22 protein-coding genes are annotated in these 23649 nt (G+C 60.4%); 12 read left to right on the plus strand and 10 right to left on the minus strand.

Annotation, left to right across the window (positions count from 1 at the left end; translation table 11 throughout):
* The first annotated feature begins 7 nt into the window (after positions 1-7).
* From AB4O41_RS00750 to AB4O41_RS00805, 12 genes are all read left to right on the plus strand, one after another.
* Positions 8-664 (plus strand): cytochrome c3 family protein, encoded by a 657-nt coding sequence (locus tag AB4O41_RS00750; protein ID WP_460145778.1) that lies wholly within the window; start codon positions 8-10, stop codon positions 662-664.
* Positions 661-3558: a TAT-variant-translocated molybdopterin oxidoreductase gene (locus AB4O41_RS00755; RefSeq protein ID WP_460145779.1), complete on the plus strand. Its 2898-nt coding sequence runs from the start codon at positions 661-663 to the stop codon at positions 3556-3558. Before AB4O41_RS00750 ends, AB4O41_RS00755 begins: the two co-directional genes overlap by 4 nt.
* Entirely contained in the window at positions 3548-4912 is a 1365-nt protein-coding gene (gene nrfD, locus AB4O41_RS00760; protein ID WP_460145780.1) for an NrfD/PsrC family molybdoenzyme membrane anchor subunit, read from the plus strand. Before AB4O41_RS00755 ends, nrfD begins: the two co-directional genes overlap by 11 nt.
* Positions 4905-5429 carry a DUF3341 domain-containing protein gene (locus AB4O41_RS00765; RefSeq protein WP_460145781.1) on the plus strand — a complete coding sequence of 175 codons (525 nt, stop codon included), beginning with the start codon at positions 4905-4907 and terminating at the stop codon, positions 5427-5429. The genes nrfD and AB4O41_RS00765 overlap by 8 nt, the downstream gene beginning before the upstream one ends.
* On the plus strand, positions 5426-5959 hold the full coding sequence (locus AB4O41_RS00770) for a c-type cytochrome (protein WP_460145782.1): 534 nt from the start codon (positions 5426-5428) through the stop codon (positions 5957-5959). The genes AB4O41_RS00765 and AB4O41_RS00770 overlap by 4 nt, the downstream gene beginning before the upstream one ends.
* Positions 5956-6966, plus strand: coding sequence for a hypothetical protein (locus AB4O41_RS00775; protein ID WP_460145783.1), 1011 nt, complete (start codon positions 5956-5958; stop codon positions 6964-6966). Before AB4O41_RS00770 ends, AB4O41_RS00775 begins: the two co-directional genes overlap by 4 nt.
* Positions 6956-7342, plus strand: a complete 387-nt coding sequence (locus AB4O41_RS00780; protein ID WP_460145784.1) for a hypothetical protein — start codon at positions 6956-6958, stop codon at positions 7340-7342. Before AB4O41_RS00775 ends, AB4O41_RS00780 begins: the two co-directional genes overlap by 11 nt.
* The gene (locus AB4O41_RS00785; protein WP_460145785.1) at positions 7332-8132 is read left to right on the plus strand and encodes an SCO family protein; all 801 of its coding nucleotides are present in this window, start codon (positions 7332-7334) and stop codon (positions 8130-8132) included. Before AB4O41_RS00780 ends, AB4O41_RS00785 begins: the two co-directional genes overlap by 11 nt.
* Positions 8129-9073: a cytochrome c oxidase subunit II gene (coxB, locus tag AB4O41_RS00790; RefSeq protein WP_460145786.1), complete on the plus strand. Its 945-nt coding sequence runs from the start codon at positions 8129-8131 to the stop codon at positions 9071-9073. Before AB4O41_RS00785 ends, coxB begins: the two co-directional genes overlap by 4 nt.
* The gene (locus AB4O41_RS00795) at positions 9070-10668 is read left to right on the plus strand and encodes a cytochrome c oxidase subunit I (protein WP_460145787.1); all 1599 of its coding nucleotides are present in this window, start codon (positions 9070-9072) and stop codon (positions 10666-10668) included. The genes coxB and AB4O41_RS00795 overlap by 4 nt, the downstream gene beginning before the upstream one ends.
* Before the next feature lie 61 nt (positions 10669-10729).
* Positions 10730-11296, plus strand: a complete 567-nt coding sequence (locus tag AB4O41_RS00800) for a cytochrome c oxidase subunit 3 (RefSeq protein ID WP_460145788.1) — start codon at positions 10730-10732, stop codon at positions 11294-11296.
* Between the two features lies 1 nt (position 11297).
* Positions 11298-11552: a hypothetical protein gene (locus AB4O41_RS00805; RefSeq protein WP_460145789.1), complete on the plus strand. Its 255-nt coding sequence runs from the start codon at positions 11298-11300 to the stop codon at positions 11550-11552.
* Here the strand turns inward: AB4O41_RS00805 and AB4O41_RS00810 are convergent.
* From AB4O41_RS00810 to AB4O41_RS00855, 10 genes are all read right to left on the minus strand, one after another.
* A complete protein-coding gene (locus AB4O41_RS00810) occupies positions 11505-11861 on the minus strand; it encodes a hypothetical protein (RefSeq protein WP_460145790.1) in 357 nt (118 codons plus the stop codon). The genes AB4O41_RS00805 and AB4O41_RS00810 overlap by 48 nt on opposite strands.
* Positions 11862-11927: 66 nt before the next feature.
* Positions 11928-13400 carry a family 16 glycosylhydrolase gene (locus AB4O41_RS00815; RefSeq protein ID WP_460145791.1) on the minus strand — a complete coding sequence of 491 codons (1473 nt, stop codon included), beginning with the start codon at positions 13398-13400 and terminating at the stop codon, positions 11928-11930.
* Positions 13401-13411: 11 nt separating this feature from the next.
* Positions 13412-14476 (minus strand): UDP-glucose 4-epimerase GalE, encoded by a 1065-nt coding sequence (gene galE / locus AB4O41_RS00820; RefSeq protein WP_460145792.1) that lies wholly within the window; start codon positions 14474-14476, stop codon positions 13412-13414.
* A gap of 1122 nt (positions 14477-15598) precedes the next feature.
* A complete protein-coding gene (locus tag AB4O41_RS00825) occupies positions 15599-17017 on the minus strand; it encodes an oligosaccharide flippase family protein (RefSeq protein ID WP_460145793.1) in 1419 nt (472 codons plus the stop codon).
* A gap of 13 nt (positions 17018-17030) precedes the next feature.
* Entirely contained in the window at positions 17031-17984 is a 954-nt protein-coding gene (locus AB4O41_RS00830; RefSeq protein WP_460145794.1) for a glycosyltransferase family 2 protein, read from the minus strand.
* A 17-nt stretch (positions 17985-18001) separates the two neighbouring features.
* Positions 18002-19315 (minus strand): O-antigen ligase family protein, encoded by a 1314-nt coding sequence (locus AB4O41_RS00835; protein WP_460145795.1) that lies wholly within the window; start codon positions 19313-19315, stop codon positions 18002-18004.
* Complete coding sequence (locus tag AB4O41_RS00840) at positions 19312-20421, minus strand: glycosyltransferase (protein WP_460145796.1); 1110 nt, start codon at positions 20419-20421, stop codon at positions 19312-19314. Before AB4O41_RS00840 ends, AB4O41_RS00835 begins: the two co-directional genes overlap by 4 nt.
* Positions 20418-21497, minus strand: a complete 1080-nt coding sequence (locus tag AB4O41_RS00845) for a glycosyltransferase (RefSeq protein ID WP_460145797.1) — start codon at positions 21495-21497, stop codon at positions 20418-20420. The genes AB4O41_RS00840 and AB4O41_RS00845 overlap by 4 nt, the downstream gene beginning before the upstream one ends.
* A gap of 2 nt (positions 21498-21499) precedes the next feature.
* Positions 21500-22243: a WecB/TagA/CpsF family glycosyltransferase gene (locus AB4O41_RS00850; protein WP_460145798.1), complete on the minus strand. Its 744-nt coding sequence runs from the start codon at positions 22241-22243 to the stop codon at positions 21500-21502.
* An 11-nt stretch (positions 22244-22254) separates the two neighbouring features.
* Positions 22255-23646: an undecaprenyl-phosphate glucose phosphotransferase gene (locus AB4O41_RS00855; RefSeq protein WP_460145799.1), complete on the minus strand. Its 1392-nt coding sequence runs from the start codon at positions 23644-23646 to the stop codon at positions 22255-22257.
* Positions 23647-23649: the final 3 nt, after the last annotated feature.

Genomic DNA, 23649 nt, shown 5'->3' on the forward strand with positions numbered 1-23649 from the left:
TCCGGCGATGGCGCAGATCTTCAGCCGCTCGGCCGATACCTGGCTGCGCCTGGGGTTGTTGGTGCTGTTCGTTGGTCTCACGGGAGGCTTGCTCGTGGCATTGGCCCTGGACCGTTCCGACTATCGAACCGGCCGTAACTGGGTGGTCGAACAGCCGCTGCCGTTCAGTCACGCCCACCATGTCGGCGAGCTGAAAATCGATTGCCGTTACTGCCACAGTTCCGTGGAGTCCTCCGCGATGGCCAGTCTGCCGCCCACCGAAACCTGCATGACGTGCCACTCGCAAATCTGGAGAAACGCCGACCTGCTCGAACCCTTGCGTAAAAGCCTGCGCGAATCACAGCCGTTGCATTGGCGGCGGGTGGTCGAACTGCCGGATTACGTGTACTTCCATCATGGCGTGCACGTGAATGCGGGCGTGGGTTGCAGCGAATGCCACGGCGCGGTGGACCGCATGCCGCTGATGTTCAAGGCCGAACCACTGAGCATGGGCCAGTGCCTGGCCTGTCACCGCGATCCGGCGCCGCACCTGCGCCCTGCAGGGCAAGTGACCCAGCTGCAATGGCGCACCGATCAGGATCGTCGGGCGCTGGGGGAGCAATTGATGCAGGCTCGACGAATCGATCCCCGAGGCCTGACCGATTGCGGGACCTGCCATCGATGAGCGCCTCCTCGCTGGACTACGCCGTATGGCGCGAGCAGCTCGCCGGGCTCAAAGGCCCCGCGTACTGGCGTGGCTTCGAAGCGCTGGCGGCGACGCCCGAGGCGCAAGCGCTGATCGAGGCGGAGTTTCCCGGCGCCGCGCCCTTGTTGGACCGCCGACATTTTCTGCAACTGATGGCGGCGTCCCTGGCCATGGCAGGCTTGGCCGCGTGTGGCAAAACCCCTGAGCAAGCCGTGCCGGCGATCCGGCAGGCCCCGCAACTGACGCCCGGTGTTGCGAGTTGGTATGCAACGGCCATCCCGTTTTGTGGCATCGCCCAACCCGTGCTGGGCAAGACGCTTGCCGGGCGGCCGATCAAACTCGAAGGCAACCCGCAGCACCCGATGTCCGGTGGCGCGTGCGATGCCTTTACCCAGGCGGCAATCCTGCAACTGTACGATCCCGACCGTTCCCAGGCGCCGCGCTTCAAGGGCCGGGAAACCAGTTGGGACGAAGTGCGTGGGGCGCTGGCGCGACAACGGCTGACGCTGGACACCACGCGAGGCAAAGGTCTGCATATCGTCTGTGCGGCCAGCAGTTCGCCGACCCTCGGGCGGCAACTCGAAGCGTTGCATCGGCGCTGGCCCGAAGCGCAGCTGTATCACGCCGAACCGTTCGCCGAGACCCAGGCTCTGCGCGTCAGCGAGCGGGTATTCGGTCAGCCGCTGAACGCCCGACGTTATCTGGAAAACACCGAGGTGCTGGTTTGCCTGGAAGACGATCCGCTGGGCAGCGGCCCGCGCCAGACGCTGTTGCAACGCGGCTGGGCGGAGCGTCGACGGCAAGCGGCGCAAGGGCAGGGCGCGGCGTTGTCGTTTGTCGCCGAAAGCATTCCGACCCTGACCGGCGCTGCGGCCACGCGACGATTGGCGATTGCCCCATCGCGATTGCCTGATCTGGTGCTGGCGCTGAGCCGCGCCTTGGGCGACAACGTGGCCGATCAGCCGCGCCTGAGTGCGCGACAGCTCGACTGGGTCGATGAAGCCGCTTCGGCGCTCAAGGCTCATCCCGGCCGTGGCCTGATCTGCGTGAGCAAGCAAGCGGCAGACGATGTGCAGGCGCAGGTGATGCGGCTCAACCAGCGGCTGGGTGCGCACGGTCAGACGCTGGATTGGCAGATGCCGACGTTGCTGGGCTACGAACGCGGACAGTTCTGGGCGTCGCTGGAGCAACTGAGCCAGCAACTGGCCGGGGGCAACGTCAGCCAATTGTGGTTGCTCGATTGCAACCCCTTGCACACCTCGGCGCCGGATTTGGGGTTGGAGGGGCTGCTGCAGAAAGTACCGTTCCGACTGCATGCCGGGCTTTACTACGACGAGAGCGCCGCGCACTGCCATTGGCATTTGCCGCTCAATCATGCGCTCGACGGCTGGAGCGATACCCGGGCGGCGGATGGCAGCGCGTGCATTGTGCAGCCGTTGATCGAGCCGATGTACTCGACCCGAACCCTGCATCAAATCATCGAGCTGTTGCTGACCTCCGCCGACAGCGATGCCCTGGATCAGGTGCGAATCACCTGGTCCCATGTTCCGCAACCTCAGTGGCGCCAGGCCTTGGCCGATGGCTGGATCGAAACCCCGGCACCGGCAGTGGAAGTCCCCGAAGCGGCGACATGGGTGCTGAACCTGATCGATATCGATGGCCTCGAAGCCGTGGTGCGTCCGGACCCTTGTATATGGGATGGGCGTTTCGCCAATCTTGGCTGGTTGCAGGAGTTGCCCAAACCCATCAGCACCCTGACCTGGAGCAACGTGGTCGGGCTGTCGCCACGGTTGGCGGAACAGGTGGGCGTGCGCAATGGCGACGGCGTTGAAGTGGCGCTGCCGGGGCAATTGTTGCGCGGTGCGGCGTGGATCGAGCCGGGGCAGGCCGATCAGGTGATTGCCCTGTACACCGGTTACGGGCGCAGCCATGCCGGGCGGGTCGGCAATGGTTTGGGTTATGCGGTACGGCCGATCCAGTCATCGTCAGTGAGTGCCTCGGTACGCTCCAGTGGCGAGCGCCATACCCTGGCCGTCACCCAGACCCATCACCAATTACCGGACGATGAGTCACCGCCGATTCGCGTGGTGCAGCGCGAGGCGCCGCAGTTGCCGGCGCAGCAGATTCCGCTATCACTCTATAGCCCGGTCGTTGACAGCGGCCCGCAGTGGGGCATGGTCATCGACCTCGATTTGTGCACCGGCTGCAACGCCTGCGTCACGGCGTGCCAGGCGGAAAACAACATCGCCGTGGTCGGTGCCGAACAGGTGGCCAACGGGCGCAACATGCACTGGCTGCGCATCGACCATTACTATCAGGGCACATTGGATGCGCCACGCTCGCGTTTCCAACCCTTGCCGTGCATGCACTGCGAACAGGCACCGTGTGAAACCGGTTGCCCGGTGAATGCCACGGTGCACAGCCGCGACGGCTTGAACCAGATGGTCTACAACCGCTGCATCGGCACCCGCACGTGTGCCTCGTATTGCCCGTACAAAGTACGCCGCTTCAACTGGCTGGACTGGAGCGCCGACGCCGCGCCGTCGATTCAGGCTCAACGCAACCCCGAAGTCACCGTGCGCGCCCGTGGGGTGATGGAAAAATGCACCTATTGCGTTCAGCGCATCAGCGCTGCGCGCATCGAAGACAAACAGCAGGGCACCGACTTTGACACCACAAAAGTGCTCACCGCCTGCCAGCAAACCTGTCCGAGCCAGGCGATTCGCTTCGGTGACATCGCCGACTCCGCCAGCGCGGTCAGTCGCGCCCGCAAGGATCCCCGTCATTACCGCCTGCTCGAAGCCCTCGGCACACGTCCGCGCACCACCTATCTGGCGCGGATCGAGGAGGGGGAGAGCAGCGATGAGGCCTGAACCGCTGTTGCACGATACCGGGCATTTTCTGCCACGGGACTTGAGCGATCAGCAAGTGTCGCGGCAGGTGTTCGGCCCCTTGCAGCAGTTTCCCCGGCGGGTTGCGTGGCGCTGGTTGTTCGGAGTCGCCATCACGCTGTTGCTGATGTACCTGGCCTCGGCCACGGTACTGCTGGCCAACGGCGTGGGCATGTGGGGCAACAATCAGCCGGTGCACTGGGGCTTCGGCATTCTCAACTACATCTGGTGGTTGGGCATCGGCCACGCCGGCACCTTTATTTCGGCATTGCTGTGGCTGATCGAGCGGCCATGGCGGCACACCCTCAATCGTCTGGCGGAGTTGATGACACTGATGGCAGTGATCTGCGCCGCGCTGTACCCGATCCTGCACCTGGGGCGGCCCTGGCTGTTTTACTGGACGATGCCGTACCCGAATGAAATGGGCCTGTGGCCGCAGTTCAAGAGCCCGACAGCGTGGGACATGTTTGCGATCCTCTCGTACCTGACGGTGTCGCTACTGTTTCTGCTGGTGGGGGCCATTCCTGATTTCGCCACGGCCCGGGATCGTGCCCAAGGTGCGCTGAGGCAAAAGCTGTACGGCCTGATGGCGCTGGGCTGGCGCGGTTCGCAGCAGCATTGGGCGTTGTGGCGCGGTACCACTCGCGTACTGGCGATGCTCGCGATCCCGTTGGTGTTCGCCGTGTCCAGCGGCTATTCGTTCCTGCTGACCATGGGCCCGCAAAGCGGTTGGCATTCGACGCTGTTCCCGCCGTACTTCGTGGCCGGCGCGGTGTTTTCCGGATTTGCTTTGGTAGCGTTGCTCTCCATTGGCGTGCGCTGGTTGCTGCGCATCGAAGCACTGATCACTCTGCGCCATCTGGACATGCTCGGACGCTTGCTGCTGGCCACCGGTTGGCTCACCGCCTATGGCTATCTGATGGATCTGTTCATGCCGTTTTACAGCGGCGACGCCCATGAGATCGAGGTTTTGCTCACTCGCCTGAGCGGCCCTCATGCCTGGAGTTTCTGGCTGGCCATTGTCTGCAACGTCGGCGTGCTCCAGGCGTTGTGGTGGCGTTCGGTGCGCCAGCACCCAGGCGTTTTGGCAGCCGTAGCGCTGGCGGTATTGGTGGGCATGTGGGCCGAACGTTTCATGCTGGTGATCCCGCCCCAGACCCGCGATTTTCTGGTCTCGACCTGGGGCGGCTACACCCCGACGCTTTGGGACTGGACGCTGTTCATCGGCAGTTTCGGTGTGTTTCTGCTGCCCTACAGTCTGTTTTTGCGCTACGTGCCCATGGTCTCGGCGTTCGAGGTCAAGCAGGCGCTGCATCAGGAGCGCGGCGATGACTGAATCCCTGGGATTGCTGGCTGAATTCGATGCGCCGCAGCCGCTGGTTGAAGCCAGCCTGCACGCCTGGACCATCGGCTACCGACGCCTCGATGCGTTCGCGCCATTTCCGCTTGAGGCGCTGCAACCGTTGTTGAAACCCAAGGCTTCCAGGGTATCGAGCATGGCCTGCATCGGCGGATTGCTCGGCATCGGCCTGGCGCTGTGGATGCAGATCGGCTCGGTGTTGAGCTATCCGCTGAACGTCGGCGGCCGGCCGTTGATTGCCGTGCCATTGCTGATGGTCGTGACTTTTCTATTCGCCGTGGTCGGGGCGGCAATCGCTGCGGTACTGACGCTACTGGTCAGCTGCCGTTTGCCACGTTTGCATCACCCGTTGTTTGCTGCTGAGGGTTTCGAGCGGGCGAGTGACGATGGGTTTTTTCTGTTTATCGAGGCCGGCGATCCGCTGTTCGACGCGCAGGCCACGCGAGCCTGGCTGGCCGAACGAGCAATCAGCGTGCACGAGGTGCAGCCATGAACGCCTGGCCGTGGGCGCTGATAATCGCTGTGCTGTGCAGCGGCTGCGATGACATGTCGCGCCAGGCCAGGATTGAGCAACAACGCCCGGGCGCTGTGTTCGAAAACGGTTTGAGTAGCCGTCAGCCTCCCGTCGGCACCGTCGCCCGTGGGCAACTGGAGCGTGAAGCGATTGTGCAGCAGCGCCCGCCATTGACCGATGCATTGCTTGCCCGTGGCGAAGCGAGCTACCAGACATTCTGCACCCCGTGCCATGGTCTGAGCGGGCGAGGTGATGGTCTGGTGGTCGGCCGTGGTTTTCCGGCACCGCCGGCGTTGACCGAACCGCGATTGCTCGGTGCCTCTGACGCTCAACTGATGCAGGTCATCGCGCAGGGCAAAGGCCTGATGTACGGCTATGAATCACGCATCCCGCCGACGGAACGCTGGGCCATCGTCGCCCATGTGCGCTTGCTGCAGTTAAGCCAGCACGCGCCTCTGGAGCGCCTGCCAGCCGAGTTGCGTCAGGCCTTCGAGGAGAACGACAAATGAGGCGGTTGTCGGGAGCATTCGCCATCGGTGCCGTCGGCGTCATGCTGCTCGGGGTTTGGCAGCCGGCCTGGGTGGGCGCCGGGGCATTGGCGGCCGCGATCAACGGCAGCAACATTGTGTTGGGTTGCCTGCTGCTGGCGCTGCTGACGCCGTTGATCAGTGGCCGTTGGCAGATGCTGCTGGCGCCGGGCAGCGGACTGGGGCGCAGCGCGGTGGTGCTGATGGTGCCGATGCTGTTGCCGGTGCTGCTCGCCATGGTCTGGCTGTATCCGTGGTTCCACCTCGACGCGCCAGGGTTTCGCGGCTTCTGGTTGTCGCCGTGGTTTTTTGTGGTGCGCACGCTGTTTTACGCCGGGCTTGCCCTGGCTCTGCTGTGCTGGTCGCAACGCCCGGACGCCGAGCGCAGCGGCCCGGGCCTGATCCTGTATGGGCTGATGGTCAGTCTGGCGGCGGTCGACTGGTTGATGTCGTTGCAGTCGGGGTTTTTGTCCAGCCTGTTTGGTGTATTGCTGATCGCCCGGCAGTTGCTCGATGGCCTGGCGTTTGCCGGCCTCTGCGTGCTGTGCTGGAACCTTGTGCCGCTGCCGGCTCCACAGCGTCAGGTACTGCGTGGATTGCTGGTCAGTGCCTTGGCGTTCTGGGCCTACGTGCATTTCATGCAGTACTTGATTATCTGGTCGGTGAATCTTCAGCACGAAACCCAGTGGTATCGCGTGCGCGAAGGCGGCATCTGGGGCGCGGTCAGTGGGGGGCTGATGGCGGGGCAGGTGGCATGTCTGTTGGCGTTGGCCTCTCCTTGGGGCGGTCGGCCACAGGTTCTGATTTGGGCTTGTACGGCGATTCTGCTGCTGGGCAGTGTCGAGTCGATCTGGATGAGCTTGCCGTCGATATTCCCCGACGTCGAAATCGGTGCCGGCCTGATGGCCGTGCTCTGTCAAGGGATTTACGGTCTCGGTCTATGGGCATGGTGGCGTTGGCAATGGCAACGGAGGCGCCATGAAATCTGAAAAATCGCTCGGCTATGAACCCAACACGGTCGACAGTGGCAAAGTCTGGAGCCTGGTGGCGCTGTTTTTAGCGGCCGTTCTGCTGTGCCTCACCGGCGTGGCCTGGTGGTTGATCAGCTATCAGCATCGCGCAGAAACGCGGCAGCCACCCTTGAGTGGCCTGGAACGCGAGCGCCTGCTGCCACCAGCCCCGCGCTTGCAATCCCAGCCTCGGCAGGACGGTGAACGCCAGCTCGCCGCCGAGCGTATTCACCTCGACAGCTTTGGCTGGGTCGACCGCGAGCGCCGCATCGTGCACCTGCCACTGGAACAGGCGCGGCAGGTGCTGCTGGAGCAGGGCTGGCCAACACCCGAGGACGCCCCGCATGAACCGTGAGCGGATCTCGCTGGTGTTGGCATTGCTGTGTCTGATGACGTTGCAACACAGCGCCGCGCAAACCTTCGACCCGTTTTCCGCCGCAGGAATCGACACCGCCCAGGTCGGCCAGCGCTTGGCGCTGGACGCGCAATTTACCGATCAGCACGGTCGCTCGGTACGGCTCGGCGATTTGTTTGGCGGCCAGCCAACGCTGTTGGTGCCTTTGTATTACCGCTGCCCGAACGTCTGTGGCGCGGCGCTCTCGACCCTGTTCAATCAATTGACCCATCAGCCTTACCGCTTGGGCCGGGACTTTCAGGTGATCGCGTTCAGTTTCGATCCACGGGAAGACAGCCATGCCGCCCGTGAGGAACTGGCCAAACTGAGTCAGCGTTGGCCGTCGCTGGCGGCTGAGCCGGGCTTGCATTTGCTGATCGGCGACGCTGCTTCGGGTCAGCTCCTGGCCCGCTCATTGGGCTTCGATTATCGCTTCGATGAGCAACAGCAACAATACGCGCATAGCTCGGCGGTGGCGGTGTTGACTGGCGATGGACGCTTGTCGCGCTGGCTCTACGGCCTCGGTTATCAGGCCAGCGATGTGCGCCTTGCATTGACCGAGGCGGGGCAGGGCAAGCTGGGCGCATTCAAGGAACAGCTTCTGCTGTTGTGTTACCACTACGATCCGCAGAGCGGCACTTACAGCAGTCGAATCATTGTTTTGCTGCAAGTAGCGGGGCTGGCGACCGTGCTGGTATTGGGCCTGTTCATCGTTCCGGCATTGCGCCGTGATCGGCAGAGGCAGCCATGAACGAACACTTTCTGCGCTTGTGGCCCGTGCAGGGCTCGGACTACGCCGCCTCGGTCGATTGGCTGGTGATCGGCTTCACCGGGATGATGGCGTTGTTTGTAGTGCCAGTGTTTGTAGCGCTGTGGATGTTTATCTGGCGCTATCGACGCGGGCGCGAGGCGAATCGGGACCATCGGGCGCAGAGCAATCTGCCGATCGAACTGGCCTGGATCATCTTGCCGTTCATTGGTTCGCTGGTGATTTTTCTGTTTTCGGCACGGTTGTTCTTTTTCGCCCGCACGCCTCCCGCCGATGCCCTGGAAATCCAGGTCACGGCGCGGCAATGGATGTGGAAGTTTCAGCATCAGGGCGGGCAGCGTGAGATCAACACCTTGCACGTCCCGGCAAGGCGCCCGGTGAAGCTGACGATGATTTCCGAAGACGTGATTCACAGCCTGTTTTTCCCCAGTCTGCGAATCAAGCAGGACGTGTTGCCGCAGCGTTACAGCATGCTCTGGTTCCAGGCTGAACACAGCGGCACTTATCAGGTGTATTGCGCCGAGTACTGCGGCACCGATCATGCGGCGATGCTCGCCCGACTGGTGGTGCTCGACCCGGGTGACTACCAGCAATGGCTGCAGGACAACGGCAGCGCCGCCGACCTGATCAGCCAGGGCGAGACCTTGTACCGCCAATACGGTTGCGGCAGTTGCCACGACTCCGGCAACGCGCCGCCCTTGGCTGGCGTGTTCAATCGAACGGCGCGCCTGGCCGACGGCAACCAGGTCGTGGCAGACGACACCTACCTGCGCGACAGCATTGTCTTGCCACAAAAACACCTGGTGGCGGGTTACCTGCCGATCATGCCGACTTACAGCAACCTGTTGGACGAAGAAGCCGTGCAGCGCCTGGTGGCTTACTTGCGCTCGTTGCCTGCCACCGCGTCCGGGGATCCGAAATGAGCGCACCCAGCTATTTGCATGAGCAAGGTTTGCTCTCGTGGTTTCTGACCCGCGATCACAAGCGCATTGCTGTGCTGTACATGGTCACGGTGACCTTCTTCTTTTTCGCCGGCGGGTTGGCCGCGACGCTGATCCGCATCGAACTGGTCACACCGCAAGGCGATCTGTTGAGCGCCGATGGCTACAACCGTGCGTTCACCCTGCACGGGGTGATCATGGTCTGGTTTTTCCTGATTCCATCGATCCCCAGCGTGTTCGGCAACTTCCTCGTGCCGATCATGATCGGCGCCAGGGACATGGCATTTCCACGCCTGAATCTGTTCAGCTGGTACCTGCTGCTCGGAGGTGGGTTGTTCACGTTGCTGGCGCTGCTGCTCGGCGGGGTCGATACCGGCTGGACCTTCTACACGCCGCTGTCGACGATGTTCAGCAACGGCCACGTGGTGGCGGTGATCTGCGGTGTGTTCATCGCCGGGTTTTCCTCGATCTTCACCGGCATCAACATCATCGTCACCGTGCATACCCTGCGCGCGCCTGGCATGACCTGGATGCGCTTGCCACTGTTCATCTGGGCGATGTATGCCACCTCGATCATTCTGGTACTGGCGACGCCAGTGCTGGCGATTACCTTGTTGCTGGTGGCCGCCGAGCACCTGTTCAACATTGGCGTATTCGACCCGCGCCTGGGCGGTGATCCGTTGCTGTTTCAGCACTTGTTCTGGTTCTACAGTCACCCGGCGGTGTACATCATGATCCTGCCGGCGATGGGGGTGGTCAGCGAACTGATCACGGCGGCCGGGCACAAGCGCATCTTCGGTTATCGGTTTGTCGCCTGGTCCAGCGTGGCGATTGCGGTGATCGGTTTCCTGGTCTGGGGGCATCATATGTTTGTCGCCGGGCAGTCGATGTATGCCAGCCTGGTGTTCTCGCTGCTGAGTTTCCTGGTGTCGATACCTTCGGCGATCAAGGCTTACAACTGGAGCGCGACCCTGTACAAAAGCGACCTGACTTTGCATGCACCCTTTCTGTTTGCCCTGACCTTTATCGGGCTGTTCATTATCGGCGGTGTAACCGGATTGTTCCTGGCGCTGCTCGCCGCCGACCTGCAGGCCCATGACACCTATTTCGTGGTCGCTCACTTTCACTACATCATGGTTGGCGCGGCGGTGGCCGGGTACTTTGGTGCGTTGCATTTCTGGTGGCCGAAAATCACCGGACGCCTGTATTCGCAGCTGTGGGGCAAGATCACGGCGGTGCTGATTTTTTGCGGCTTCAACCTGACGTTTTTTCCGCAATTCCTGCTCGGGTATCTGGGCATGCCTCGGCGTTATCACAGCTATGACCCGGATTTTCAGTTCCTCAACGTACTGTCCTCGGCCGGAGCCTCGATTCTGGCACTGGCCTACGTGTTGCCGTTCTTTTATCTGCTCGGCTCTTTGCGCTGGGGCGAACGGGCGCCGATGAATCCCTGGGAGGCGGCCGGCCTTGAGTGGCGCGTGCCGTCACCGCCGCCGCTGCACAACTTCGAGGCGCCGGTGACGGTGGATTTCGAAGCTTATGATTATTCTCCCGAGGCGCGCCGTGATCCGGTCTGACGAGAGGCCAGCCGAGCCGTTTGTGGCCTGGGCACAGCTGCGTGAGGCCGCGAGGCTGGGCATGTGGTTGTTTCTGGCCACCGAAGCGATGATGTTCGGCAGCCTGATCATGGTCGCGTGGTTGTATCGACTGCAGCACCCCGACGGCGTGGCGGAAGCAGTAGCGGGTTTGCACTGGCAACTGGCAACGGCCAACACGTTCATGTTGTTGACCAGCAGTTTGCTGATGACCCTGGCGCTGGCGGCCGGCGATCACGGGAACGTGCTGCGTCTGCGCCGCTGCCTGCTGGGCGCGGCGCTGCTGGGCGTGCTGTTTCTGGCCTGCAAAGGCGTCGAATACGGTCTTGAATACGGCGAAGGGCTGCTGCCGGGTTTCGCCGAGGATTCACCGCTGCATCTGCCATCCGCGCGCTTGTTCATGAACCTGTATTTCATCGCCACGGCGCTGCACGGCGTACACGTACTGGTGGCGGTCGGTTTGGGGCTGTGGCTTTACGTCCGATTCGCAGCAGACAACCTGCCAGAGCGTGGAGCGCGCACGCGTCTGGAAATGGTCACCTTGTATTGGCATCTGGTGGACGGGATCTGGATCCTGTTGTTTCCCACCCTTTACCTGGTAGGGCGCTGAGATGAGCACGGCGAACGCATTGAAAGTCTATGTCGGCTTGCTGCTGCTTCTGGCGGTAGAAGTGCTGGTCGCGCTGTTCTGGTCGCGCAATGGCAGCCTGATTATGCTCGCCGCTGCCGGGCAGTTTTTGCTGCTGTTGATATTTTACCTGGGCCTCTATCGCCATCAGGGCTGGGTGCGGCTGTTTGGTTGGCTGTATCTGCTGTGGCTATTGGTGATGATGGTGTTCATCCTCGGTGAGTCGGCGACCCGCTGAGGGCAAATTTGTCGGCATTGCCTCAGCCGACACCGGCGGCTGATGTGTCGAGTTCTCTGCTGGGCAAAACGCGAAAGGGTACTCAGCCATGATTAAGCGCAAGTGCTCGATGGCTTCCAGATACTTGCGATCGGCCTGCCGTCTTTTTTTCTGATATTGCGTGAATGTTTCTATGTCCAAGTGGGGCTGATCCAGAAGATCAAGGGCGGCATGGCTCAAATGATAGGCTTCGCTGAACAGTTGTTTGTTACGTTCAAGCGCCAGGTTTAGGCAGGCTATTGCTTGATCGGAAGTCATCTCACCGTTCATTGTCGCGACCTCTTTATGGGTGTGTTCCTGGACTTGGGGTAATGCCTGTGAAAAGCGGCTGGGCGGCTATTTACCGCGACGCCACACCTTGAGGTAGTCCACGCGGAAGGTGGAGGGCAGGTCGGCATCATCGACAACGCCGAACCATTTCCACATGGCCTCACTGTCAAAGACGATCTGCATGGGGAAAAACCAGTGGGTGTTCTTTGCCTCGCGTACCAGGACGCCGTCTACGTACCAGCGCAACGTGTCGGGCTGCCAGTCAAAACCGTAGACATGGAAGTCGCTGGCCAGCCGCCAAGGGCTGATCCAGTTGCTGCCATCGCTCAAATGCTCGGTGCTTTGCGGCGTGGCCCAAACGTGGGCGTTCATGTTGTACAGACGGTCGAAGGAGGCGTTTTTGGTTTTGCCACCGATTTCGAAGATGTCGATTTCCGTGGCATTGTCGGCAAGCCCCGTCCACGCTAACCAGAAGGCGCTGGAACCTGCCGAGTCCATCGGTTTGGCGCGGGCTTCGTAGTAACCGTAAAAACTGCGCTCGATCGTACGGACCATCGCAGAGCTATAGCCTTCATAGCCGAGTCGTACGTATTTTTGCGGCAAGGTTTCCTTGCGGAAAACGATGTTCAGATGGCCATCGCTCAAGTAGGCATTGTCCGGCTTGAACAGCGCCGGCTTACGCCCGAGTGATTCAGTGCCTGTGGCATTGTTGACGTGCCAGCGACTGGCATCAAGGGGCGCGCTATCGAAGTCGTCGCAGAATCGTGAGTCCAGAATCCACTGGCCGACATTGCCTTGATCGGACAGCGGCAGTGTGTCGTTGATCCGTTCCGGCACCGCTCCCAGCGGGCCGACGCGGGTCCAGGAATTGGCAGCCTTGGGCATGGCGACAGACCACTTGCTCGCCAGGTACTGAAATACGTGCTGCCGTTCTTCGAGCGAGGCCAGGTGGCGGTCGTACACCAGTACTTCGGCGATGTCGCCGCGCAAGTCTTCGACGTTGCCGACCACGTTGCGTCCCACCGCATAGGGGCCGATGGGCACGTCATTGAGTTCCAGAAAGAACAGGGTCGGATCATAGGCGGTGGTCTGTTGCACGCTGATCGCAAAATTCGGTGCCACGTTGTCGTTGTCGGCGATTTGCGGGCGCGAGCTGAACAGCCGTTGCCAGGTCTCAGCGCTGCTTTGTTCGCTCAGTCTGCGTGACACGACCAATACGGTAACGGGGCTTTTTTCAGCCCGAATCGCCTTGCCGAGGAAAGCCGAAGCGCCACTGAAACGCACCACCGCATGGCCATTCATGGCGTTTTCCACGCGCAGCGGCAGCGAGGCGCTTGCTGCATCGTCTACGGCAGCGTCGTTGGCTTTGCCGGATTTGTCGTGCCAGCGCAGAAGACGGCCGTGGGCATCGAGGGTCATTTTCGAGGCGTCGGCAGCGTCGAGCCACAGCACCAGACCGTTGGCGAGCGGCTCGGGGGGCGCACCAGGCGCGTTGCAAACAACCGCTGCCAGGACAATCAGCGGGACATACCTGAACATGGGCCTTTTGCTCATACCCGTTGCTTTGACGCAGTCGATGCCGGTAAATCGGACCGAGAGTGGTAGCCATGGGGATTACATAGCTGCCACCGCCAAGTGTCGATGATCATCCGCACGAGGTCGCGCTGTGCGTACCAGCCCAAATCATGCCCGGCCTTGCTGGGGTTGGCCCAGCATTCCGCGATATCGCCGGCGCGACGCGGCGCGAATCGGAAGGGGATGCTAATGCCGGTGATGTCCTCGAAGGCGCGGATGATCTGCAAAACGCTGTAGCCAATACCGGTTCCCAGGTTCCAGGCATGGATGCCGTTTTTGTTCTGCAACGCTTGCAGTGCTTTGAGATGGCCATCGGCAAGGTCGACCACATGGACATAATCGCGCACGCACGTTCCGTCGACGGTGGGATAGTCGCTGCCGAACACCGTAAGTTCGGGCACTCGCCCCATCGCCACCTGGGTCAGGCAAGGCAGCAGGTTATTGGGCTGGCCATTGGGGTTTTCCCCGATCAGCCCGCTCTCGTGCGCGCCGATCGGATTGAAGTAACGCAACACAGCAATGCTCCAGCGCGGATCCGACAGGCACAGGTCGGTGAGCAACTCTTCGGTCAGGAGCTTGGTGCGACCGTACGGACTTACCGGTTTGCCGGTGCCCAAGTCTTCAATGATCGGTATCTGCCGGGGGGCGCCATACACGGTCGCCGATGAGCTGAACACCAGTTTGAAGACTTCGTAGCGGGCCATCGCATGGCAGAGATTGAGCGTGCCGACCACGTTGTTGGCGTAATAATCCAGCGGCTTTCGAACGCTTTCCTCGACAGATTTGAGGCCGGCAAAATGCACCACGGCATCGATGTCGTAGCGGCTGAAAATATCGTCGAGCAGGTTTGTATTGCGAATATCGCCTTCAATGAAATCGACTCGTGTCTGGGTCAAGCGCTCCAGACGCGTGAGCGATTCGCGGCAGCTGTTACATAGATTATCGAGCACCAGTACCTGCTGGCCGGCGTTGATCAGGGCCAATGTGGTATGGGAACCGATGTATCCGGCTCCGCCGGTAATCAGCGTGATTTTTCCCATGATAGGGCGCTCCGGTCACAAGAAGACTGGACAAGATGGGGAGTGCGGTCCGTGCGGGCGGTGTGGTTCCTGCGGTTCCTGCGGGGTGCGGGAGAGGGTGTACATATCCGTTTTTGCGGTCATGGCCGCTGGCGGTTTCGCCCTTACGGCGAGTCACTTGGAAAAGCCCCAAGTAACCAAGGGCTCTTGCCCCTGTCGTTCGGTGCCTCGCTTAGGCTCGGCATGCCCTCGCTCCGGTCCTGCTCCGTGGGCCCGCCGCCATCGGCCATCCCTGGCCGGGGGCGGCTAACCCGGCATCCATGCCGGGTTGCCCACTGCGCAGAACCTCCACTCGGCCTCTCGAGGGGGCGGTGCATCAAGATCAAAAGCTGCAGGCGAGCTAACGCTCGGCCTGTTGAGTGGTGAACAGCAGAGGGGATGTGCGCTGATTCTGAATGCTCTGATTTTTTGTGGGAGCTGGCTTGCCTGCGATGGCGGCGGCACCTTCAACATCACATTGACTGACCCTCCGCTATCGCGGGCAAGCCCGCTCCCACAGGATGTGTGTCGTACACAGATTTTGTATATACCCGCTGCTCCTGTGGGAGCTGGCTTGCCTGCGATGGCGGCCTGTCAGCCGACCAGTCTTCCCCGAATGTACCCACTCCAAGTGTGGGAGCGAGCCTGCTCGCGAAGCTGTTGATCTTGCCGTTGCCGTTGCCGTTGCTTTGGCTTTTGATCTTGATCTGCCGCCCCTTTTCCAGAGGCCGAACGCAGGCGTTGCGCAGGGGGCACCGCGGCAAGGATGCCGCGGTAGCCGCCCCCGGCCATGGATGGCCGATGGCGGCGGGCCCCCGGAGCAATGCCGGAGAGAGGGCATGCCGAGCCTAAGCGAGGCACCGAATGGAGGGGCAAAGCCTTTGGTTCCTTTTTCGGCGTTTGGAAAAGGGACTCGCTGTAAAAGCGAAACCGCCAGCGGCCGTGACCGCAGAAACGGATATGTACACCCTCAAAAATCCCCATCGACTATCAGGCCGCCTTCGCGGGCAAGCCTCGCTCCTACAAAGGGCAAAGGGCAACAACCGCCAGCCGGCACAACCGCAGAAACGGATATGTACACGATCAAAGCCTCGATCAAAGCATTCAACGAGCAGTGAACACCGATTTGAATTCTTGCGGCCATCGTGGGTGCAACGCGCTATAGGCCAGCGCATAAATGAGCGTGCCGATTCCGATGTTGGCGGCCAGATGCCAATAGCCCCGAAAATCCAGATACGGAGAAACAAGCACCACGGCGGCGGCCATGATGAGCGAAGCGATCATGCTCCGATAATTGGATTCGATGAATGCTCGCCAGCCATAACCTATTGCCGTTTTCAGCCCGCGGACCTGCACGGGCGTGATGATCACAATCCGCAACAGCAAGGCCAGAGCCGCAGCCATGCCTGCGTAGAGGTGACCCAGGCTGTAAACCAGCGCCAGCGCCAGCAGGGTGGTTGCCACTTCAGCCTTGATGGTCAGGTAGGTTCGATTGACCGCCACCAGGGCTGTCATGGCGTACATGGCGGTGTTGCCGATGGCCGCCGTGCAGGCCAGTACTTGCAGCAAGGGAATGGCGTCTGCCCATTTGGCGCCGAATATCAACAGGATGATGTCCTCGGCCGTTAACGCGATACCGACGAACAGTGGCGTGAGCAGGAACCCGCTGATGGCCGTCGAGTCGCTGATCATCTCGATCAACCGCGCAGTATCGCTTCCGCGCCGGGCGAACACCGGCAGCGCATAACTCAAGAGGCCGTTATAGATCGCTGTGCGAGGCAGATCGATGATGCGCATGGCCATATTGAACATGCCGACGGCATGGGTGCCGGCGGTGATGCCGAGTACCACGTTGACGCCGCGCTGCAGGGTTTGCCAACTCATCACGTTGATGGCAACCGGTGCTCCGGCCCGCAATAATTCGCGCAAGAAGGGCCCGTCAATGTAGAAGGCAATCCGCCGGCGGTTTCCGAGCATCAATACGACGATGGAAACGAACTCCATGATCAGCGCTTGAGCGATCACGGCCCAGGCGCCAAATCCCCAGAACGCAATGGCGATTCCCCCCACGCCGCCGGCCACTTTGCCCAATAGCGTGCGCGAGGCCAGCATTTTGAAGTTGCTGGCGCGGCGCATTTCCACGACATAGACCCGCGCCATCATGGTGAAGAGAATTTTCACCGAGGCGACCGCCGTCATCCATTGCAGCACCAAGGATTTCGTATACAGCATGGCCGCGAACGATATGACGACGATGGAGGCCAGGCTGATCAGCACCGCGAACCAGAAGGCCGTGCAAATATGTTTTTCTTCCAGACGCTCCAACCGTACCAGCGGATCTTCGAGCATTGACGAGTAGAGGATGCCGAACATCTCGACGATCACAATGATCACCGTGCCCAGACCCAGCTCTGCCGGGGACATCAGCCTGGCATATACGACAAAGGTAATCATCGACAGGAGGATCAGGCCGAATTTCTCGGTGAAAATCCAGATCAATTTAACCAGACGGTGATTGGCCATGGCGGATACCGGCTCAATGAGCGGTGGTTGACGCAGCTGCCTTGCGCAATGATCGGACGCACGCGTAGAGAAAGCGCAATGTCGGTTTGCCGTTCCTGAAGATCAGCGTTTGCCAGGAGTACTCCAGCATTCGCCGGTACACACCGATCACCTGGGCATGCTCGCCTCTGCGGGAAAACAGTTCGAGAAAGTCGCTGTGGCTGCCCAGCGCGAAATCGATCCGTTGCTGCTTGCTGAGCTGGGGGCCAAATTGGGCGAGGTACGCTTCGATGAACTTGATCTTGTACGGGTAGTACCTTGTCGGTTGCGCGGTCATGTTGGCGCTGTTGACCATGCGCTGCTGCAGCGCCTCTGGCACCGTGTGGATCTCCCAGTGTTCGGCGATCCGGGTCCACATGAAGCGGTCTTCGGAGTAACGCAGGCTGGCATTGAAGCCGCCGAGTTGCATGACCACATCGCGTCTGACCATCACGGAGGACACGCCATTGACGACGTTGGCGCGGATGAGGTCGTCGAAATGCCTGCCGTTTTTTTGCCGGTTTTCCAGTATTCGCCTGCCGTCGCTGTAATCGTTATGCACGTAGCAATCTACCAGCGCCACGGGCCGTCCCTGACGACTCAGTTCGTCAAACAGTGCCACTTGTTGCTCCAGCTTTCGCGGATAGAATCTGTCATCGGCATCGAGAAATGCCACAAAAGTCTCTTCAGAGTGCTGCATTCCGTGGTTGCGGGCGCTGGCCTGGCCTTCGTTGGCTTGGTGCAACAGCGTCAGGCGAAACGGCGCCACGAAGTCCTTGACCCGTTGCGGGCCCTCATCGGTGGAACCATCGTCGATGACGATGACGTGATCGGGCAGTCGCGTTTGCCCGGCCACGGACGCCAGTGTTTGCTCAATGCTGTCGGCGCCGTTGTACATCGGGATTATGACGCACACTGAATGGGGTGAAGGGAGGGCTTGGTCTGGCACGGTTATTTCTCCTCTTGTTACGCCTTGGCCGAGTCGCGTGGTAATGCCTTGCCAGGCGGACGTTGACGCTGGGTTGCCGGTGACAATTGTGGGTATGTCACGTGGTGATGCCGGAATGAGAGGGCCAGAATGCAGAACACCAGAAACTCTGCGGAGCGGTAGTTGGGAACGACGTACGCCACATAGTTGGTGAGCATGAACGATCCAATGATGAGCATTGCACTGGCGTGAAACCCTGCCGACCGATCCGCCACCACGGCCCGGTAGTGTTTGATCAGCGCTTCGATCAGCATGAGGATAAGCGCTGTCAGCTGAATGACGCCGCCGTTAAGCAAGGTTTCCATGTAGCCGCTGTGGGCATTGCCGATGTAACCCCAGCGGTTGATGAATGTCTCGGCGACCGGGCTGGACCAGAAGGCGCCGAAGCCGTAACCCTTGAGGAACTCCGCGTCGATCAGCGGCGTGAGCAAGTCCCAGATCAGCGTGCGGTCGGTGAGTGACGCGTCACGACCCATCAGCTCCAGCAGCAATGTGTAATTGCCGTATAGAAACAGGCAAATCAGCAAATAGAGGATTGTCGTACCGAGGAATGCTGTCAGTGAGCGGTTGATGTGCAAGCGGATCAGTGTGAGGAAGTACCAATAGCTCACTGCGCCGGCAACAATCAGCGCGACTGCCGTGGCAGATTGGGCCAGCGCAATCGCGATCAGCGAGAACAATGAGCAGATGATTGCCCAAGGATTGCGCTGACGGATCATCGGCAGCAGTAACAGAATGGCGATCGCGTTGAGCCGGGCGCCGGCATTTTTTTCCGGGAAAATCCCCTTGAACGCACCATCGCGAATACCGCCGTCAATGAAGGCGATGTCCGGCCTTACCAGCGCGAATATCAAACCGAAAAAAGCTGCAGCACCGATGGTGCAACCGAGCATGAAGGTGATTTTCTCGAGGCTGTAGTTGTAGGCGATGAAACCTGCAAAGAACACCACGCTGATCATCGCCACAAAACGTTTGAAACTTAACATCGGGTCGTAGGACCAACTGATCGATACCGCCAGGCTGAGCATGAATATCAGCAGGAAGGCGTTGTTCCTGTAAAAGCTTTTGCTGAGGAAGACCTTGTTGCGGATGAAGAAGAACAGCGGAACCAGCAGGGTGATCAGGCCGCAGATCTGGTTGACCACGTTGCCTTCGAGGTCTTTTTCGGCGACATCCACACTCGACGCATCAGCCAACCCGAAAAAAAATCCGATGACCTGGATGTAAAACAGCACGCCGAATAACGTGAAGGCGTCGCGCAACGTGGTGTACCTGACTTCCAGTTTGTTCATGACGACTGTCCTGCCAATGCGTCGAGATAGGTTTTTGCTGCGCGGGCACTGATGAAACGGCCCGCGGCATCGATGCGCGCCTGGCGGTTTGCATCGCGCGGTAAAGCCAGCTGACGGGTGATCGCCTGGGCCAGTGCGCCGGGGTCGTCGACGGGTACCAGCGGGGCGATTGCGCCATTGTCGAGAATCTCTTGCGGGCCATAGGGACAATGAGTCGATACCACCGGGGTGCCCGTGGACAAGGCTTCGACCAGCACGTTGGGACTGCCCTCGAAGCGCGACGACAGCACAAAACAATCGGCCGCTGCCACTTGCGCCATTGGATCGCGGTTATAGCCCGGCAGATCGAATCGGTCGGCGACTCCGAAGGTGTCGGCCAACTGGAGCAACCTGGTTCTGAGTGGGCCTTCGCCGAAAATGATCAATCGGGTATTGGTATCGGGTAATCGGGCGAAGGCATCGAGCAATACATCAAAGCCTTTCTGCTGTGCCAGGCGACCCACGGCGACAATCACCGGGGTGGACTTTTCCAGCAGCCAGCGATGGCTCGGGCGTTCCGGCACCTTGTCGCGAAAATCGTTGTCGAGCACCGGGTTGTCGGCGATGGTGACATCCTGCGCACGGGTGATGGTGGTATCGACCAGATCCTGGGCGACGCCGCGCGAGACGCAGATCACCGGATTGGGAATGAGCCGGTACAGCAGCGGTGCCAACAGATACGCGATGCGCACCGTCAACGCGGGGTTGACGTGTCTGTCATGGGAAAACGCATTGCGCTCACTGACATGCAGGCGCGCCAGCGTGCCTGACAGCGTGGCCGCGGCGATGGCCACGACGTTGATATGGGTGAGGGCGGCCAGTTGTGCGTCAAAGTGATTGTGGCGAAGAAAGCGTGCCAGCGCCGGCACTGCCCTGGAGCTGCGCGGGCTGTGCAATTCCACCTGTTTGACCCGAGGGTCGATGTGCGCCGAGTTCACACCTGCGCCGCTAAGCATCAACAAGGTCACGTCATTGCCGGCGTCAGTCAGCGCACTGGCGAGGCGCACCATCATTTTTTCGGCGCCACCACCGCCCAGGTCCTGCAGAATAATCAGCAGCCTTTTCATTGATTCCATACCTGGTAGTACGCCTGCGCGGCGGATTGACTGGTGTATTGACGGACGGCGTCAGCGGCAATCTGGCCGCTTGGCGCAGCAGGGTCTTGTGCGGTCACGCTGCGTAACATCCCTTCGGCCAGCGCCGCTACATCATTGACCTTGACCAGAGCGCCGAGGCGGCCGTTATCAAGCAGTTCCCTGGGGCCGGTTTCGCAATCGCAGGCCAGTACGGGGGTGCCCAGCGCCAAAGCCTCGACCAGCACCGTCGGCAAACCCTCATGAAACGAACTCAGGATCAGCAGCCGTGCATGCCTGATCAATGGGTAGGGATTGCTCAGGAAACCAGTGAAATGCACACGGTCCTCGATGCCCAGGCGGCTGGCTTGTGAGGTCAGTTCGGCGAGTTGCGGGCCATCGCCGATGATCACCAGATCTGGCAATTCAGCGCTGCATAAGGCCATGGCATAAGCGTCGAGCAGCAGGTTGAACCCCTTCGGTTCCACCAGCCGGCCCACCGCTAACCAGAACTCGGACGGCAAACCGCTGAGCATGGGCGTCTGTGCGGCGCTGAGCAGTTGTTCGGTGACCACTGCATTCGGGCAATAACGGATGCGCTCGCGACCCCAGGGCACCAGCTCGGCGAGGGATTGGCGCAAGCCATGGGAAACCGTCACTACCCGGCCGTGGCCACAGAGGTACAACGCATAGAGCAAACGCAGGGTGGCGGGACTGATTTTTTGTTCACTGCAATCAAGTGCCGCGTGACGGCTGTAGATGACCTTGCATGGGCTACCCAAGGTCGCAAACCAGGTGCAGAGGTTGGCTCGTTCCTTGGCTGCGATGAGGTGGGTCACCCGTTCACGACCAATAATCCGCCGCAGCAATACGATGGACTTGAACAGGCCGACGATTCCATTGCCGCCGCCATTGAGCGTGGCAGCTCCTTCATCGTCCGGCGTGTCGCCGTTCATGACGAAGTAACTGACACGCTGGCCATCCTTGAGAAACTGTCTGGCCAGACGTTGCTGGACACGCTCGAGGCCACCCTCGGGCTTGAAATCCTTGAGAATGAACAGGATATGCATGGTTATTGCTCAGTGATCAATGTGCATTGATCAAGGCGCTCAGGATAAGTGATGTTGATGGTCACTTTTCGCCGGATGATCATTATCAAAAGTTGAACAAAATTGGTCGGGTAATCGATCAGGTAGCGTTTGATCGTGTGTGGTTCGCGGTACATCCGATAGAACGCGCGCAGATGCAGGCGGTTGACCAGTTCAGGATAATAATGATGAGTGGCCGTGGCCTCTTGGCGAATGAAACCGCCACAGGTGAATGCCACACCGGTGAAGCCGGCACGCAGGGCATCCTGCTCGAACTGCTCCTGCAGCCCGGCGCCCAGTCCTACGATCAGGATGTTCGCTTCGCTGCGGCAAATGTCTGCTTGAATGCTCGCAGCCTGCGGGGCATCGAAATAGCCATGGTGATGACCGGCAATAATCAGCGCCGGGTAGCGAGCCTTGATCTTGTCGATGAACAGGTCCAGTTCGGCTTGCCGGGCACCGACAAAATAGAGGCGCTTGCCTTGTTTCTCGGCGCAACTGAACACAGCGTCGGCGATGGACGTGAAGTCGAAGCTGACCCGGCCGATCGTGCGGCCGGTGATGCGCGACATGAAGGTAGACATCAGCATGCCGTCGCAAAAATAGGCGATGGAAGTCGGGTGTCGGTCGAACAGACTGCCGATGGAGGCAAAATTGATGAAGGAAAATGCCTTGTTGGCGTCCAGCAGATTCGGTGCGTAATGCCCGATTAATTCCAGGTCGATCATTGCCTGACTCCTCAGTAAGTGTCTTTTGAGAACAACGTGAAAGGGGTCTTGACCAGAATCTTGATGTCGAGCCACAGCGACCATTGGTTGATGTAGTTGAGGTCCTGGGCGACGCGCTGCTGCATTTTTTCCAGCGTCTGGGTTTCACCTCGATGCCCGGTGATCTGGGCCAACCCGGTGATCCCCGGCTTGAGGCGATGACGGGCCATGTAGGCGCGAACCTTGCCGGTGTAGTAAATGTTGTGCGTGACCGCATGCGGTCGCGGGCCGACCAGGGCCATTTCGCCGCAGAGCACGTTGAACAGTTGCGGTAGCTCGTCGATGGAACTACGGCGCAAAAAACGCCCAAGCGGGGTGACACGGTCATCCTCGCGGGTGGCCTGACGGACTTCGTTGTCGTCGTGCACGCGCATCGACCGGAACTTCCAGACCTTGATCACCTCAGCGTTACAGCCGTAGCGATTTTGTTTGAACAACACCGGGCCGGGAGAGGAAAGCTTGATGGCTATCGCCACGATCAGCAGCAAGGGGCTGAGCACGATAATGCCCACGGCGGCCAGGCTACGTTCGAACAGCTCTTTGCAGAGCAGGCTGCCGGGGTGCGAACTGATGAGGCTTTCATTGAGGTAGATGGCCGGCATTCGCTCTATTTCCGAGATCGACTGATTGAGCAGCACCATGCTGCCGAAATCGGGGATCCAGACCACGTCGACATTCATGTCCAGTAGATCGATGTACAGCGCTTCAATGATGGCGGCTTGTGCCATCGGCAAAACGATATAGACGCGACGTATATTCAGGCGGGTGATGATTTCGCGAACCTCGTCGATGCGTCCCACCAGCGGCAGAATGCTCGGTGCCGGGCCGGTATGGTCGGCGGTTGCGATAAAGCCCACCAGCGGTACGCGATTGCGCCTGGACAGTTTTCTCGCCAGCGTATGTGCGGTTGGACACGTCCCGATGATCACTGCGCGGCGCTCGTTGCACAGCTTGTGCGAATGCAGCCGGGCCAGGTAATGCAGGGGCAAAAAGCTCGCCGCCTGGACCAGGTAACCCAATACGGCCCAGACGATGATCACCTGGCGCGAGAAAATCATGCTGGTCTGGGTGAGGAAGGCAATGCTGATCAGCACGGCCAGTAAAATCATCCAGGCCGCCAACAGCCGAGCGAGCCCGGACAACCACTCATGACGCTTGTGGTAAACCTGCATGACGCTGTAGATCGGCACCGAACCGAGAACGGTGAGAATCATCAGAACGCGGTATTCGCTGGTCAGGTTGCCGACTCGCCCGTACACGAGCATCACCAACAGCAGATTGGCCAGGCTGAGTGCGCATAGCCATTGGCCCCAGAAGGTCAGTCCCCGGCGGCGCGTCATTTGAGCGGTGTATAACGATGTCATCGG

Source organism: Pseudomonas sp. S2_A02 (assembly GCF_054668495.1).

What these genes read in the sequence shown, in the direction of transcription:
- AB4O41_RS00750 (WP_460145778.1), top strand. Translation starts at nt 8, where the DNA reads ATGGCGCAGATCTTCAGCCGCTCGGCCGATACCTGGCTGCGCCTGGGG.
- AB4O41_RS00755 (WP_460145779.1), top strand. Translation starts at nt 661, where the DNA reads ATGAGCGCCTCCTCGCTGGACTACGCCGTATGGCGCGAGCAGCTCGCC.
- nrfD (WP_460145780.1), top strand. Translation starts at nt 3,548, where the DNA reads ATGAGGCCTGAACCGCTGTTGCACGATACCGGGCATTTTCTGCCACGG.
- AB4O41_RS00765 (WP_460145781.1), top strand. Translation starts at nt 4,905, where the DNA reads ATGACTGAATCCCTGGGATTGCTGGCTGAATTCGATGCGCCGCAGCCG.
- AB4O41_RS00770 (WP_460145782.1), top strand. Translation starts at nt 5,426, where the DNA reads ATGAACGCCTGGCCGTGGGCGCTGATAATCGCTGTGCTGTGCAGCGGC.
- AB4O41_RS00775 (WP_460145783.1), top strand. Translation starts at nt 5,956, where the DNA reads ATGAGGCGGTTGTCGGGAGCATTCGCCATCGGTGCCGTCGGCGTCATG.
- AB4O41_RS00780 (WP_460145784.1), top strand. Translation starts at nt 6,956, where the DNA reads ATGAAATCTGAAAAATCGCTCGGCTATGAACCCAACACGGTCGACAGT.
- AB4O41_RS00785 (WP_460145785.1), top strand. Translation starts at nt 7,332, where the DNA reads ATGAACCGTGAGCGGATCTCGCTGGTGTTGGCATTGCTGTGTCTGATG.
- coxB (WP_460145786.1), top strand. Translation starts at nt 8,129, where the DNA reads ATGAACGAACACTTTCTGCGCTTGTGGCCCGTGCAGGGCTCGGACTAC.
- AB4O41_RS00795 (WP_460145787.1), top strand. Translation starts at nt 9,070, where the DNA reads ATGAGCGCACCCAGCTATTTGCATGAGCAAGGTTTGCTCTCGTGGTTT.
- AB4O41_RS00800 (WP_460145788.1), top strand. Translation starts at nt 10,730, where the DNA reads ATGTGGTTGTTTCTGGCCACCGAAGCGATGATGTTCGGCAGCCTGATC.
- AB4O41_RS00805 (WP_460145789.1), top strand. Translation starts at nt 11,298, where the DNA reads ATGAGCACGGCGAACGCATTGAAAGTCTATGTCGGCTTGCTGCTGCTT.
- AB4O41_RS00810 (WP_460145790.1), bottom strand. Translation starts at nt 11,861, where the DNA reads ATGAACGGTGAGATGACTTCCGATCAAGCAATAGCCTGCCTAAACCTG.
- AB4O41_RS00815 (WP_460145791.1), bottom strand. Translation starts at nt 13,400, where the DNA reads ATGTTCAGGTATGTCCCGCTGATTGTCCTGGCAGCGGTTGTTTGCAAC.
- galE (WP_460145792.1), bottom strand. Translation starts at nt 14,476, where the DNA reads ATGGGAAAAATCACGCTGATTACCGGCGGAGCCGGATACATCGGTTCC.
- AB4O41_RS00825 (WP_460145793.1), bottom strand. Translation starts at nt 17,017, where the DNA reads ATGGCCAATCACCGTCTGGTTAAATTGATCTGGATTTTCACCGAGAAA.
- AB4O41_RS00835 (WP_460145795.1), bottom strand. Translation starts at nt 19,315, where the DNA reads ATGAACAAACTGGAAGTCAGGTACACCACGTTGCGCGACGCCTTCACG.
- AB4O41_RS00840 (WP_460145796.1), bottom strand. Translation starts at nt 20,421, where the DNA reads ATGAAAAGGCTGCTGATTATTCTGCAGGACCTGGGCGGTGGTGGCGCC.
- AB4O41_RS00845 (WP_460145797.1), bottom strand. Translation starts at nt 21,497, where the DNA reads ATGCATATCCTGTTCATTCTCAAGGATTTCAAGCCCGAGGGTGGCCTC.
- AB4O41_RS00850 (WP_460145798.1), bottom strand. Translation starts at nt 22,243, where the DNA reads ATGATCGACCTGGAATTAATCGGGCATTACGCACCGAATCTGCTGGAC.
- AB4O41_RS00855 (WP_460145799.1), bottom strand. Translation starts at nt 23,646, where the DNA reads ATGACATCGTTATACACCGCTCAAATGACGCGCCGCCGGGGACTGACC.